15 protein-coding genes are annotated in these 13,046 nt (G+C 61.5%); 7 read left to right on the top strand and 8 right to left on the bottom strand.

What is annotated here, in order from left to right; all coding sequences use genetic code 11:
• Positions 1 to 92 precede the first annotated feature (92 nt).
• On the top strand, positions 93 to 908 hold the full coding sequence (locus ACXAC3_RS04135; protein WP_475156798.1) for an MlaA family lipoprotein: 816 nt from the start codon (positions 93 to 95) through the stop codon (positions 906 to 908).
• A complete protein-coding gene (locus ACXAC3_RS04130; RefSeq protein WP_475156792.1) occupies positions 898 to 1,512 on the top strand; it encodes an MlaC/ttg2D family ABC transporter substrate-binding protein in 615 nt (204 codons plus the stop codon). The genes ACXAC3_RS04135 and ACXAC3_RS04130 overlap by 11 nt, the downstream gene beginning before the upstream one ends.
• 56 nt (positions 1,513 to 1,568) lie before the next feature.
• Here the strand turns inward: ACXAC3_RS04130 and ACXAC3_RS04125 are convergent, their stop codons facing one another.
• Genes ACXAC3_RS04125 through ACXAC3_RS04110 form a run of 4 tightly spaced genes read right to left on the bottom strand, consistent with a single transcriptional unit; the run spans position 1,569 to position 5,737 of the window.
• Positions 1,569 to 2,666: an ABC transporter ATP-binding protein gene (locus tag ACXAC3_RS04125; RefSeq protein ID WP_475156790.1), complete on the bottom strand. Its 1,098-nt coding sequence runs from the start codon at positions 2,664 to 2,666 to the stop codon at positions 1,569 to 1,571.
• 5 nt (positions 2,667 to 2,671) lie between these two features.
• Positions 2,672 to 3,571: a carbohydrate ABC transporter permease gene (locus ACXAC3_RS04120; protein WP_170562010.1), complete on the bottom strand. Its 900-nt coding sequence runs from the start codon at positions 3,569 to 3,571 to the stop codon at positions 2,672 to 2,674.
• Positions 3,564 to 4,436, bottom strand: coding sequence for a carbohydrate ABC transporter permease (locus tag ACXAC3_RS04115; RefSeq protein ID WP_170387762.1), 873 nt, complete (start codon positions 4,434 to 4,436; stop codon positions 3,564 to 3,566). The genes ACXAC3_RS04120 and ACXAC3_RS04115 overlap by 8 nt, the downstream gene beginning before the upstream one ends.
• A gap of 56 nt (positions 4,437 to 4,492) precedes the next feature.
• Entirely contained in the window at positions 4,493 to 5,737 is a 1,245-nt protein-coding gene (locus ACXAC3_RS04110) for an ABC transporter substrate-binding protein (protein ID WP_475156783.1), read from the bottom strand.
• A 217-nt stretch (positions 5,738 to 5,954) separates the two neighbouring features.
• On the opposite strand from ACXAC3_RS04110, the gene ACXAC3_RS04105 reads away from it, so the two are divergent.
• Together ACXAC3_RS04105 and ACXAC3_RS04100 are read left to right on the top strand one after the other, a co-directional pair.
• Positions 5,955 to 6,692, top strand: coding sequence for a response regulator transcription factor (locus tag ACXAC3_RS04105; protein WP_475156781.1), 738 nt, complete (start codon positions 5,955 to 5,957; stop codon positions 6,690 to 6,692).
• On the top strand, positions 6,689 to 8,140 hold the full coding sequence (locus ACXAC3_RS04100) for a sensor histidine kinase (protein WP_475156777.1): 1,452 nt from the start codon (positions 6,689 to 6,691) through the stop codon (positions 8,138 to 8,140). The genes ACXAC3_RS04105 and ACXAC3_RS04100 overlap by 4 nt, the downstream gene beginning before the upstream one ends.
• Positions 8,141 to 8,144: 4 nt before the next feature.
• On the opposite strand, the gene fliP is transcribed toward ACXAC3_RS04100, so the two are convergent.
• Genes fliP through fliF form a run of 4 tightly spaced genes read right to left on the bottom strand, consistent with a single transcriptional unit; the run spans position 8,145 to position 11,341 of the window.
• A complete protein-coding gene (gene fliP / locus ACXAC3_RS04095; protein WP_475156775.1) occupies positions 8,145 to 8,876 on the bottom strand; it encodes a flagellar type III secretion system pore protein FliP in 732 nt (243 codons plus the stop codon).
• Entirely contained in the window at positions 8,876 to 9,163 is a 288-nt protein-coding gene (locus ACXAC3_RS04090; protein ID WP_475156773.1) for a FliM/FliN family flagellar motor switch protein, read from the bottom strand. The genes fliP and ACXAC3_RS04090 overlap by 1 nt, the downstream gene beginning before the upstream one ends.
• Entirely contained in the window at positions 9,156 to 9,752 is a 597-nt protein-coding gene (locus ACXAC3_RS04085; RefSeq protein ID WP_475156772.1) for a FliH/SctL family protein, read from the bottom strand. The genes ACXAC3_RS04090 and ACXAC3_RS04085 overlap by 8 nt, the downstream gene beginning before the upstream one ends.
• Complete coding sequence (fliF, locus tag ACXAC3_RS04080) at positions 9,752 to 11,341, bottom strand: flagellar basal-body MS-ring/collar protein FliF (RefSeq protein ID WP_475156770.1); 1,590 nt, start codon at positions 11,339 to 11,341, stop codon at positions 9,752 to 9,754. The genes ACXAC3_RS04085 and fliF overlap by 1 nt, the downstream gene beginning before the upstream one ends.
• Positions 11,342 to 11,460: 119 nt before the next feature.
• On the opposite strand from fliF, the gene ACXAC3_RS04075 reads away from it, so the two are divergent.
• From ACXAC3_RS04075 to ACXAC3_RS04065, 3 genes are read left to right on the top strand one after another with little or no spacing between them, the layout of a single operon-like run.
• On the top strand, positions 11,461 to 11,958 hold the full coding sequence (locus ACXAC3_RS04075) for a flagellar basal body-associated FliL family protein (protein ID WP_475156766.1): 498 nt from the start codon (positions 11,461 to 11,463) through the stop codon (positions 11,956 to 11,958).
• Positions 11,959 to 11,967: 9 nt separating this feature from the next.
• Entirely contained in the window at positions 11,968 to 12,456 is a 489-nt protein-coding gene (locus tag ACXAC3_RS04070; RefSeq protein WP_475156763.1) for a hypothetical protein, read from the top strand.
• On the top strand, positions 12,453 to 13,028 hold the full coding sequence (locus ACXAC3_RS04065) for a MotE family protein (protein WP_475156760.1): 576 nt from the start codon (positions 12,453 to 12,455) through the stop codon (positions 13,026 to 13,028). Before ACXAC3_RS04070 ends, ACXAC3_RS04065 begins: the two co-directional genes overlap by 4 nt.
• Positions 13,029 to 13,046: the final 18 nt, after the last annotated feature.

Raw genomic sequence — 13,046 nt, 5'->3', positions numbered from 1 at the left:
GACATCGGATTGGGGCGTGCAAAGCGACCACCTGCAGTATTGATTGAAAGTTCGGAAACCCAACAACCGAACGGTTTGGAGTGGCAAAGACCGTGTTGAGCAAAATCAGCCTGAAGCCCCTGATCGTCCTGTCCCTGCTGACGGTCTTCAGCGCCTGCGCGACGCAGCCCGCCGAGGAAGCCGCGCGGGGCGAAGTGTTTGATCCCTATGAAAAAACCAACAGGGGCATTCATAAATTCAACCTGGGCGTAGACCGGTTCCTGTTCCGACCGGCCTCGAAGGGTTATGTCAAGATCGTGCCCGACCCGATGGTGACAAGCTTCAACCACTTCGCCGAAAACCTGACGATGCCGGGCCAGGCGCTGGACTATCTGTTGCAGGGCAACCTCAAGCAATCCGGCAATGCCCTGCTGCGCTTTGTGGTCAATACGACCGTGGGTGGCGCGGGCCTGTCCGATCCTGCCAGCGAACTGAACCTGCCGCCCGTCGACACCGATTTTGGTGAAACCCTTCACGTCTGGGGCTTTGGCGAGGGCGCCTATGTCGAACTGCCCTTCTATGGCCCGTCGACATCGCGGGACGCGGTTGGGGTTGTGGTCAACCTGTTCTCGAACCCGATCAATTTCAGCCCCACCCGCCCGGTCGACAATATCGGCGTCTATGCCGAGGTCGTGCGCCGGATGGGGGATCGTGGGCGGTTCTCGGACACTGTCGACTCGATCCTGTATGAAAGCGCCGACAGCTATGCGCAGGCACAGACAATTTATCTGCAAAACCGGCGTTTCGAACTGGCGAGGGACGATGAGGAGGCCTATCTGGGTCTGTATGACGACCCCTACGCTGAAATCGGGACCGACCCAGTCAGGGACCCCTACCTAGACCCTTACGAGGACCCCTATGCCGAGTAACCATTTGAACCGACGCAGTTTTGTCGCGACCAGCCTTGCCGGTCTGGCGCTGACTGCCCTGCCCCTGCCCGTCTTTGCCCAGACCGAAGCCAGCGCCAAGGCGCTGGTCGTCAATGTCGTGGACGACATCAATCGGGTGATCGCCTCGGGCAAATCCGAAAAGGCGATGATCCGCGATTTCGAAAAGATTTTCGTGCAATATGCCGATGTGCCGATCATGGCGCGATACGTGCTGGGGGCCGACGGCCGCTCGGCCAGCCCATCGCAGCTGAAAAAGTTCACCCAGGCGTTCCAGGGCTATATCTCGAACAAATACGGCCGGCGTTTCCGGGAGTTCATCGGCGGTCAGGTCACCGTCCGCAACGCCCGCAAAATCAAGGCTGGCTACGAGGTGCGCACTTCGGTCAAGCTGCAGGGAACGTCCCCGTTCGAAGTGACCTTCCTGGTTTCGGACAAGTCGGGGCGCGACAGGTTCTTCAACATGTTCATCGAAGGGGTGAACATGCTGCTGACCGAACGGACCGAGATCGGTGCCATGCTGGATGCTCGTGGCGGTGATCTGAACCGGCTGATCAAGGACATGAACAAGAATCAGGTCAGCTGATTCAAGCCGGATCTTGAAAAAGCGCCGCGCGATTGGGTTCGCGCGGCGTTTTGCGTTCAGTTCAGGCGCTCGCCGGTTTCCCGGGCGAAATATGACACTTTGCTCATGTCAAAGGCGAGGTTCAGCACTTTGCCCGCCTGCGCGCTGGTTTCCGCATGCAGCCGCGCGGTGACCTGTTTGCCGCCCAGTTCGGACACGACATAGGTATCCGCCCCGGCAGGTTCGACCATATCGACCATGCATTCGGCCTCCTGCACACCGGCCCCGGCGCGGAACCCGGCCTCGGCAATGTCTTCGGGACGCAGGCCAAGGATCACGTCCTGCGGCAGCGACAGGTCGCGGGCGTCGTTCAGAACCAGCGTCTCTCCCGATGGGCGCGAGATGGCAATTTGGGTGCCGGACCCGTTCCTGCTGGCTTGCGCCGGGATCAGGTTCATCGCGGGCGAGCCCATGAAATCGGCCACAAACAGGTTGGCCGGGTTGTTGTAAATCTCAGCCGGGCTGCCGATCTGCTGCACAATGCCGCCTTTTAACACGACGATCTTGGTGGCCAGCGTCATCGCCTCGATCTGGTCATGTGTGACGTAGACGATCGACGCGTCCAGCGTCTGGTGCAGCTTCTTGATTTCGGTACGCATCTCGACCCGCAGCTTGGCGTCGAGGTTGGACAGCGGCTCGTCAAACAGGAACAACTTGGGATCGCGCACCAGCGCCCGGCCCATAGCCACCCGCTGACGCTGACCGCCCGACAACTGGCTGGGGCGGCGGTTCAGCAACGGTTCGATTTGCAGCAGTTGGGCGACTTCTTTCAGCTTGGCGTCCTGTGTCGCCTGATCGACCCCGCGCACTTTCATGCCAAAGGTGATGTTCTTGGCCACGGTCATCGTCGGGTACAAAGCGTAGGACTGGAACACCATCGCGATGTCGCGGTCCTTGGGGCTGACATGGGTCATGTCATTGCCGCCGATGGACAGCGTGCCACCGGTGATCGGTTCCAGCCCCGCAATGCAATTCAGCAAGGTGGATTTACCGCAGCCCGAAGGGCCAACCAGCACCAGGAAATCGCCCGGTTCAATCGAGATGTTGATGTCCTTCAGAATCTCGGTCGCGCCGTAATTCTTGTAGAGATTATTGATATCGAGGATGGGAGCCATGGGTCTTATCCCTTCACGGAACCAGCGGTCAGACCGCGGATGAAATACTTACCGGCAACGACATAGACGAGCAGCGTCGGCAGCCCCGCTATGATCGCGGCGGCCATGTCGACGTTGTATTCTTTGACGCCGGTGGTGGAGTTTACGATGTTGTTGAGCGCCACGGTCACGGGCTGCGTCCCCGCCTGGCTGAACGACACGCCGAACAGGAAGTCGTTCCAGATCTGCGTGAACTGCCAGATCACGGTCACCACGATGATCGGCAGCGACAGCGGCAGGAAGATCGACCAGAAGATCCTCATGAACCCGGCACCATCGACACGTGCCGCCTTGGTCAGCTCGGCCGGAATGGTGACATAGTAGTTGCGGAAGAACAGCGTGGTGAATCCCAGCCCGTAGATCACATGTACAAAGATCAGGCCGGGAATGGTCCCGGCGATGCCCATCATGCCCAGCAGGCGCGCCATCGGCAGCAGCACCACTTGAAATGGGATGAAGCAGCCAAACAGCATCAGCGAGAAGATGATGTTGGCGCCTTTGAACCGCCATTGCGCGACGACATAGCCATTCAGCGCGCCCAACAGGGTCGAGATGGCAACCGCAGGCACCGCGATCAGGACCGAGTTCCAGAAATAGGGTCGCAGACCTTCACACTGGATACCGGTGCAAGCCCCGGACCACGCGGTTTTCCAGGCGTCAAAGCTGACTTCGCGTGGCAGGGAGATCAGGGACCCGGTGCGGATTTCCTCAAGGCTTTTCAGCGATGTGGTCAGCATCACGAACAGCGGCATCAGGTAATACAGCGCGAACAGGCCCAGCAGAACGTAAAGCAGCCAACGCAGGGCAATCTTGCCAGTGGCACTTTGCGTGCGGGTTTGGGTTTGGGGCATCGACAGATCAGTCATTTTTCGCCCTCAGCTCTGAATAAAGGTAAGGAACCACGATGGCAAAGACGACCAGCATCATGATCATCGCGGAGGAGGCCGCCTGACCGATGTCACCGCGCGAAAACGCCATGGCGTACATGTAGGTTGCCGGCAGGTCGGTCGCGTAGCCCGGACCGCCGCCTGTCAGGGCGATGACAAGGTCAAAGCTCTTGATGGCAAGGTGGGCCAGAACGATGAAGGCGGACAGGAAGATCGGGGCCATCGAAGGAATGATGATCGCGGTATAGATGCGCCATGTGGGGATACCGTCGACCTGAGCGGCTTTGATGATCTCACCATCCACTGAGCGCAGCCCAGCCAAAAACAGCGCCATGACAAAGCCAGAGCTTTGCCAGATCGCGGCCATCACGATTGTGTAAATGGCGTAATCCGGATTCACCAGCCAATCGAACTCGAAGTTTGTGAAACCCCAGCCTTGGACCATAGATTCAATGCCGAGCCCGGGGTTCAAAATCCACTTCCACGCCGTACCGGTCACGATCATCGACAGCGCCATCGGGTAGAGGTAAATCGTGCGGATCGCCCCCTCGACGCGGATCTTCTGATCCAGCAGGATGGCCAGCAGCAGGCCCAGCACCATCGCGATCACGATGAACAGTGCGCCAAAGATATACAGGTTGTTGATTGCCGTGTCCCAGCGGGGCGAGTCAAACAGGCGTTCATATTGAATGAAGCCTTTGATCTCGTATTTCGGCAGTAGTTTCGATCGGGTCAGCGACACCCATGCGGTCCATCCGATAAATCCGTAAACAAAGATCAATACGGCGATGAACGACGGTGCCAGCACCACCTTGGGCAGGTGGTTTTCCAGCCATTCGGACATTTTAGCCTCCGGGGAAAGATGCTCTGCCCCGCACTATAGGGGCAGAGCGTATTGGATCAGTAGCTGTTTGCCACCGCGTCCGCCAGTTGCTGAACCGCGTCAGCCGAGGACATATCCGAGTTGAAATGCGCGGTCACAACGTCGGTAATCGCACCGGACTGCGACCCGCGCAGCGCCATACCGTGGGCGTAGGACGGCAGCAGCGAACCAGCCGCCGAGGTCGCGCCCATATCTTCGGCCGACAGGTTTGCGCAGATGTCGAAGTCTTCCAGGCCGACATCGGTCCGCGCCGGGATCGACCCTTTGTTCAGGTTGAACACTTTCTGGAAGTTGGGCGCGACGATCAGCTTGGCCAACAGGTCCTGACCCGCTTTCTTGTCGTCACCGTCCACGTCGAACATGGCAAAGCTGTCGACGTTGTACAGATAACCATCGCCGGGGGTCGAGGCGCACAGAAAATCTTCGCCGGGCTTCTTGCCAGCCGCCAGAAACTCACCCTTGGCCCAGTCACCCATGATCTGGAACGCGGCTTCACCGTTCATCACCATCGCGGTGGCCAGGTTCCAGTCGCGACCCGAGAAGTTCTCGTCCACATATCCGCGCAGGGTGCGCATCTGGTCGAACACCTGAACCATCGTGTCCGAAGTCAACGCCTCGGGGTCCAGGTCAACCAGCGCTTTTTGATAAAACTCAGGTCCACCTACGCCCAGCACAACGGCTTCGAATACGGTGGCGTCCTGCCACGCCTGACCACCATGGGCCAGCGGGATCACACCAGCGGCCTGCAGCTTTTCAGCTGCGGCGTTGAACTCTTCCCATGTGGTCGGCATTTCGATGCCATTGGCGGCCAGCACGTCGGCATTGGCCCAGATCCAGTCGACGCGGTGCACGTTCACAGGTGCCGCGCACCAGGTGCCTTCGCATTTCATGTGACCGGCGATCGAGGCGGGCAGGACGTCGGCCCAGCCTTCAGCCTCGGCAACGCTGGAAATGTCGGCCAGAACGCCCTCTTCGTACCATTCCTGAATGGCAGGGCCTTTCAGCTGAACCGCGGTCGGCGCGTTACCGGCAAGAACGCGGGCGCGCAGTGCGGTCATCGCGGCATCCCCGCCCCCACCCGCAACCGGCATGTCGGTCCAGGTCCCGCCGTTCGAGGCGAACTCTTCCTGAAGAACGGCGACCGATTTGGCCTCACCGCCCGACGTCCACCAATGCAGAACTTCGGCCTCTGGCCCGGCCAGAACCGACGACCCGGCCATAACGGCCAGCGTCAATACGGTGGCAAATGCAAAACGCTTCATTTCGTGTCTCCTCCCTGAGAACTCGGTGACTGCAACAGCAGCGATGCCGGCCATACTGCGACCGTAACGCTGTCTGGCAACGCGTAATCCGGGGCAATTGCCCGCCACCGTCCAAATTTTCACCGCTTTTGTTACAGCGTGTTACGTTGACATTAAATCTGTTTCCGTTCGTTACAATTGACGGTGTCGGAGGGCAGAGATCAGGAGGACAATCAGAGTGAGCATTCCGCGGCTTTTGGTGGTGGATGACGACCCGGATATGCGGGCAATGATGACTCAGTTTCTGCAACAGAACGGGTTCATCGCCCTGCCCGCCAGTTCGGAAAACGAAATCCGCGCGCATTTGACGGCGGGGCGGATTGACCTGATCCTGCTGGACGTGATGCTGGGCGATGAGAACGGCGTCGAGATTTGCGCCCGTCTGCGGGCTGAGCAGGATGTGCCGATCATTCTGGTCTCGGCCCTGTCTGCCGACCATCAGCGGATGGCGGGGTACGAAGTCGGTGCCGACGATTACATCGCCAAGCCCTTCAACCCGCAATTGCTGCTGGCGCGTGTCCGCGCGGTGATGCAGCGTGCCCGGCGCACCCCGTCCCTGGTCTATCGCCGCCGCACACGTAACTTTCGGTTCAATGACTGGAATTACGACGGCAAAAGCGATGAGGTGCATTCGCCCGAGGGCTATCTGGTGTCCCTGTCGCAACGGGAAACCGCACTGCTCAAGGTGTTGCTGGCCAACCCGCATATCCCGCTGACCCGGGATGAGATCGCCGCAGCGCTGGATGTCACCGGCGGCGCCGAAAAGCCCGAGGCGCGGGGACGCGCCATCGACATGCTGGTCGGACGGCTGCGGTCCAAGATCGAAGCCAACCCGAAAGACCCGCAGATGCTGCGCACCGAACGCGGGGTCGGATATGTGTTCGCCGCCGATGTTTCGGTGGATGAGGACGCATGACATCGCGCGCGCCGCGCCTGCGCAGCCTGGGCTGGATCTGGACCGGAGCGGCCTTTGCCTCGGGACTGCTGTCGGCGGGGCTGTGGTTCGCCTCGGCCCGCGCCTGGGATGAATTTCTGACCCGCGCCTATGTCGCCGGGTTTGCCATCTACGAAGACCTGCGGGTCGGCAATCCGCCGCCCGACGGCGTCACGATCACCAACCTGTCCGCGGCCGCCGCGCATCTGGCGGATGCCGGGCAGTTCGAGCAACTGCCGGGCCTGTCAGACCGGAGCTTCGTGACCAACCTGTCGATCCTGACCGACAGTTCGGCCCCCCTGACCGGGCGCGAGCTGACACTGGCGGTGATGTCCGACCGCCTGGTCTATCCGGTCTCGGACATTCTGTCGGGGATTGATCAGACGGCACCCGAAAAGATGGGCAATCTGACCCGCCTGCTGGCCACCTATTGCAGCGAACCCGTTGTCATCGCGCGGTTCGGCCGCAATCCCTGGCAGCAGATCGACGGCACCAGCCTGTGGGGGTGCAGGGCGGCCCCGGCGGACCTGCGCCTGCCGGCCATTCTGGCCGCCATCGTGGCACTGGCGGTGGTTCTGACCTCGATCGGCAATGTCTCGGACAGCTTCACACGGTTTTCCACCGCCCTGCGCGACCGCAAGCGACATGGCGGGCCCAGCAGCTATGACGCGGACGGTCCCGCGGAATTGCGCGAAATCGTGTCAGCAGTGAACGACCATCTGGATGCCGAGCGCATGCAGCTTGAAAAACGCGCCACCGTCCTGTCGGGCGTCAGCCACGATCTGGGCACACCCGCCACCCGCGTCCGCCTGCGCGCGGCCCTGATCCCCGATGACGAATTGCGCGAAAAGCTTGAGGCGGATGTGGATCAGATGACCGGGATGATCGAAAGCGTGCTGACCTATACGCGGTCCGAGCTGAGCGTTGAGGAACCGCGCCAGATTTCGCTGACATCGCTGGTCGAGTCTCTGGTCGCCGATTATCAGGATATGGACCTGCCGGTGACCCTGAAGAAAATTGCCCCGGTCGCGGTCGAAGGCGCGCCGTCGGTCTTCATGTCGCGGCGCGGGCACGGATCCCTGCCGGAAACGCGACGAATGCTGGTCATGGGGCGGCCGATATCGCTGCGGCGCGCGATGACCAATCTGATCGACAACGCACTGAAATATGGCCGCCGCGCCGAAGTGCAGCTGGAAACCGATGCCCGCACGGCGACCATCACCGTCGAGGACAAGGGCACCGACCTGTCCGTGTCGGATATCGAGGCGCTGATGGCCCCGTTCCGTCGAGGGTCCAATACAGGGTCATCGGACGGGTTCGGTCTGGGCCTGACCATTGCCGCCACCATTGCCGAACAACATGGGGGCACGCTGAGTTTCGAGGCCGGGGATCAGGGCCTGCGCGCGCGGCTGCAGATCACCCGGCAGTAACCGTTCAGGTCATATAGCTGCGCACCAGCGCGCTGGCGATCACCGACCAGCCATCGGCGATCACGAAAAAGGCCAGTTTGAACGGCAGGGATACGGTTGCCGGCGGAACCATCATCATCCCCATCGACATCAGAACCGCAGCCACCACCAGATCGATGATCAGGAATGGCAGAAAGATCAGGAACCCGATCTGAAAGGCCCGCGCGATCTCGGACAGCATGAAGGACGGCATCAGGATGGACAGCGGCGCCTCGGCCGACAAGGCGATCGCATCGCCACCGGGTCGCAGGGCGGCCATGGCGTGAAACGTGTCGGCATCCAGCCGCGCGGCCATGAAGGCCCGGAACGGCCGGATCGCGATTTCCAGCGCCGGCTCCACCTCCATCGTTTCCTCGACCATCGGGCGGATGCCCGTGACCCAGGCTTCGGAAAAGACGGGCTCCATTATGAAGTAGGTCAGGAACAGGGCCAGGCTGACGATCAGCATATTGGGGGGCGACTGCTGCAAGCCGATGCCTTGCCGGAGAATGGCGAGAACGGTGATCAGAAACGGAAAGCAGGTGATCATGATCGCCAGCCCGGGCGCGAGGCTGAGCACGGTGATCAAAAGGATCAGCTGGATGGTCCGCGCCGAGATCGATCCGCCGTCTCCCAGTGACAACGACAAATCCTGCGCTGCGGCAAGCGACGGGGACAGGGCCGCCAGCGCCAGCACCAGCCAGAGCAGCAACCGCATCAGCCGATTCCGTTTTGCAGATCCGCGATTTCGGTCAGGCGCACAGCCAGTTGCCCGACCTGATCGCCCTCCATCTCTTCCAGCAGGCCGCGGGCGACCAGTTGATCGCCGACATACAGATCAACCGGGTCCTCGATCCGTTTATCCAGCGTCAGCACTGCGTTTTCGCCCATGCTGAGCAAATCGCGGATCAAGGGCCGGGCGCGGCCGACCGAAACCGTGACCTCGATCGGGACGGCTTCGAACGGGTTGGATTTCTCGGGTTTTGGCGATTGCGGTTCACTCATTGGTTACTGCCTCATTTGCCTCAAAAACATAAGCGTCGAACGCGCCGGCCACCGCGGCGAGCAGCCCGTCGCAATCCACTTCGCGCCGGGTCGTGCCGACCTGAAGTCGGGCTTGCCCGGCCTGCATCGACGGGTCTGCGACAACCTGTGCGGGCACGGACAGGTCCTGCGGCATCATGGCCTCCACCTGTTCCGCGCTGCCTTCGGGCACAAAAACCTGCATCGGCTGGCCAAGCTGTTCGCGCGCCATTTCGGTCAGTTGTTCAACCAGCCGGGCGGCAAAGCCGCGATCCAGCATCTCGGGCAGGACGACCTGGACCAGGCTCTGGAACATCGGCTCCAGCGACAGGGCCATCCGGTTGACCGCCTCGTGATAGGTAAAAGACATGTCGCCAAGCGAATTGGCCAGCCCGGCCGAAACCTGCGCCTGGCTCTGCTCCTGCGCCTGAACCGCGTCTTCCCAACCGGCGCTGTACCCTTGTTCAAAGGCGGCCAGCCGCTGTTCCTCCAACGCGTCCTCGTCCAGTAGATGCAGCTTGCCGCCGCCGGCCTGCAGGGTGAAATCCTCAAGAAGATGGGCAATCGACATCACACACGTTCCTCCCCTTCTTCCAGCCAGCTGCGCAGGATTTCGACGGTCTCCTCCTGCTTGTCGCCGATCATTGCGCGCAGCCGATCCACCGGGTCCGCGCCGGGTTGCGACGCAAGGGCCGGAACGTCGCCGGCGGGCGCCTGCCCCGGGATAGGCACGAATTGCCCGCTTTCATCTGTCGCGATTTCACCGGTCAGATATGCGTCAAACTCAGGCGCGGTTCCGGCTGGCAACAGGGCCGGGGCGACAGTTGGCTTTGTCAGGATCGGTCGGATCACGAACAGCCCCAATACCAGCGACACCACGGCCAGAACCGCCATCTGGATCAGCGACATCGCGTCGAAATGCACCTTTTGCCAGAGCGAGGCCGAAGCCACCGCCCCCTGCGGCTCGACAACCGGAAGGTCCAGAGATTTCAGCGTGATGACGTCCCCGCGCTCTGCGTCGAACCCGACGGCCGAGGCGACCAATTCCTGCAAGGCGTCCATTTCGGAGGCCGGCATCGGCACAAAGGTCTCGACCCCGGCCGCATCCACCGAGCGGGTCCCGTTCACCAATACCGCCACCGTCAGTCGCTTGATCGCACCGGGGGCGGTGTGCACTTCCAGTTCGGTTTCGGAAACCTCGTAATTCACCCGCTCACGCGTCTGCGTCGCCGTGGAATTCAATTCGTCACCACCGGCCCCGTCGCCGTCGGGCAGGTTCGAGGAGACCGTGACATCGGCGGATTGGTTGCGGGCACTGTCCGAGCGTTCTTCGACATCGGTGCTGATGGCGACACGCCCCTTTGGGTCAAAGCGTCGCTCGCGGATGGATTCGGTTTTGGTCACCGTGTCGACGCTCACCTCGACCACGGCATTCCCGGCCCCGACGCGGGCTTCGACCAGCCGCATGACGCGTTCGCGCAGCTGGCGGGCCTTGTCATCGGCTGTATCGGCAGCAACGGCGGTCTCCTGCGCTCCGATCACCGCGCCGTTGGAATCGATGACCGCGACATTCTCGGGTGCCAGACCACTGACCGCCGAGGCGACAAGGAACCGGATCGCCTTGGCCTGATCGGACGTGATCTGCGCCCCCGACGGCACCAGATAGACCGAGGCCGTTGGTGCCACGCTGCGCTGAAACGGGTTGGTCGAGCCATTGGCGATGTGAACCCGGGCCTGGCTGACATGAGGGCTGCCAACAATGGTGCGGGCCAGCTCCCCCTCTTTCGCGCGCCAGTAGGCGGCATCGAACATCTGCGATGTTGTGCCGAATCCGCTGAGCGTATCCAGCAGCTCATATCCCCGGTTGCCATTGGCAGGCAGCCCTTCGCTGGCCAGAGTCATGCGCAGCTCATCCCGTTGCGATCCGGGCACATAGATCGAGCCGCCTCGAATCTCATACGGAACCCCGCGCTGATCCAGCGAGCGGACGATATCCCCCGCCGCCCCGCTTTCCAGCCCCGCGTAAAGCAGGGTCATCGACGGCGCGGTCACCAGTCGCGACATCGCCAGAACCCCGAGAAACACCAGCACAACAGCACCGGCGACGATGATTTGTTTCCGCCTGTCCAGACTTGCCCAGACATTTCCGATCTGCTGCACGCTCACCTCCAACTCGCCGACATTCTGCCCGGCGCATCCCCTGTTTGGACGATTGCCCTTAACAATCGGTTAGTCCCTGCCGGGTTATGACGACAGCAGATTGGAAAGATGAGGACGTCATGACTGACGCAAATGCTGAACCGGCAGAAACCCCGGAAAAATCTGGAAAAAAGGGGATGATCGTCGGGGTGATTCTGGCTCTGGCCGGGGCCGCTGGCGGGTATGTCCTGACGACCTCCGGGATATTGCCTTTTGGTGGCCAGCCCGCGGTGGACCAGGCCGGGCAAATGGAAAAGGGCGAGCCGGTGAAAGCTCTGCCAAAGGTTGCGTTCGTTGATCTGCCCCCGGTCATCCTTTCGGTGAACGCCGGTGATTCGCGACATCTGAAGTTTCACGCCCAGTTGGAAGTAAACGCGGATTACACCGCCGATGTTGAAAAGATGAAACCGCGAATCATGGACGTTCTGAACGGCTATCTGCGTGCCATCGAAGTGTCGGATCTTGAGGATTCTCTGGCCCTGATGCGCATCCGCGGTCACCTGCTGCGACGCATCGAGATCGTCGTCGGCGAAGGCCGGGTGCGCGACGTTCTCGTGATGGAATTCGTATTGAATTAGGAGGCGAAGTTGGAGCTGATTGCAGATATTTTGCTGGTCGCCGGCGCGCTGGGTGCAGGACTTTATTGTTTCGTACTGTCCCGGCGGCTCAAACGGTTCACCGATCTGGAGAAAGGTGTCGGCGGCGCGGTCGCGGTGCTGTCCACGCAGGCCGAAGAGCTGAAGAAATCGCTCGGCTCAGCGCGCGAAGCATCGGACCGGTCGGGCGCAGCCCTGAAAGACCTGACCGAACGGGCGGAATCAGTGGCGCAGCGGCTGGAATTGATGATGGCATCCATGCATGACGTCATTTCCGAAGATGTCGCAGAACCGGGACCACAACGGACCGACAGCAAGGCCGAGCCGGAGCCGGTTGTCGATGATAATCCGCCGATTGCTGATGCGCCTTCGGTTGCCGACGCACCGGAACAGGAAGCCGCCAAAACACCGGAAAACAAGCGCCCCGGCGGGTTGATGTTTTTCCGGCACGATCGCAACCGAAGCGAGGCCGCGACATGACTGCGCCGGCCAGCAATAAGCGACCAAAGGGTGGTGTGCTTGCGTTGATCTCGCTGCTGATGATCGGGTCGGCGGCGATTCGGCTGGGGCTTGAGGCTGGCCCGGCCCTGGCGAAAGGTGCCGAGCCGACGGCACCTGCCTCTGAAAGCGAGACGCCGGAACTTCCGGGCGCGCAGGTTTTGCTGACCGAATTGCTGCGCCGCGAGGACGCCCTGAAGCAACGCGAGGCGGCGGCGCTGGACAAGGAAATGGCGCTGGCCCTTGCCGATCAGGCGATTGAGACCCGCCTTACAGCGCTGTTGGAGGCCGAGGAAGCCCTGCGCACGACCCTCGCCATCGCGGAAACGGCGGCCGAAACCGACCTGACGCGGCTGACCGATGTCTACCAGAACATGAAACCGAAAGACGCCGCCACGCTGTTCGAAACGATGGACCCAAGCTTTGGCGCAGGCTTTCTGTCGCGCATGCCGCCGGACGCGGCCGCCGGCATTCTGGCCGGACTCAGCCCCGAGGTCGCCTATACGATCAGCGTGATCATGGCCGGCCGAAACGCCTCTGCCCCGCAGGAATGATGCTGATGCTCTTCAACC

The sequence above is a fragment of the Ruegeria sp. ABV4_181 genome, assembly GCF_056158465.1.
The sequence above is the reverse complement of the archived record's forward strand: the minus strand, read 5'-3'. Positions and strand labels throughout refer to the sequence as shown.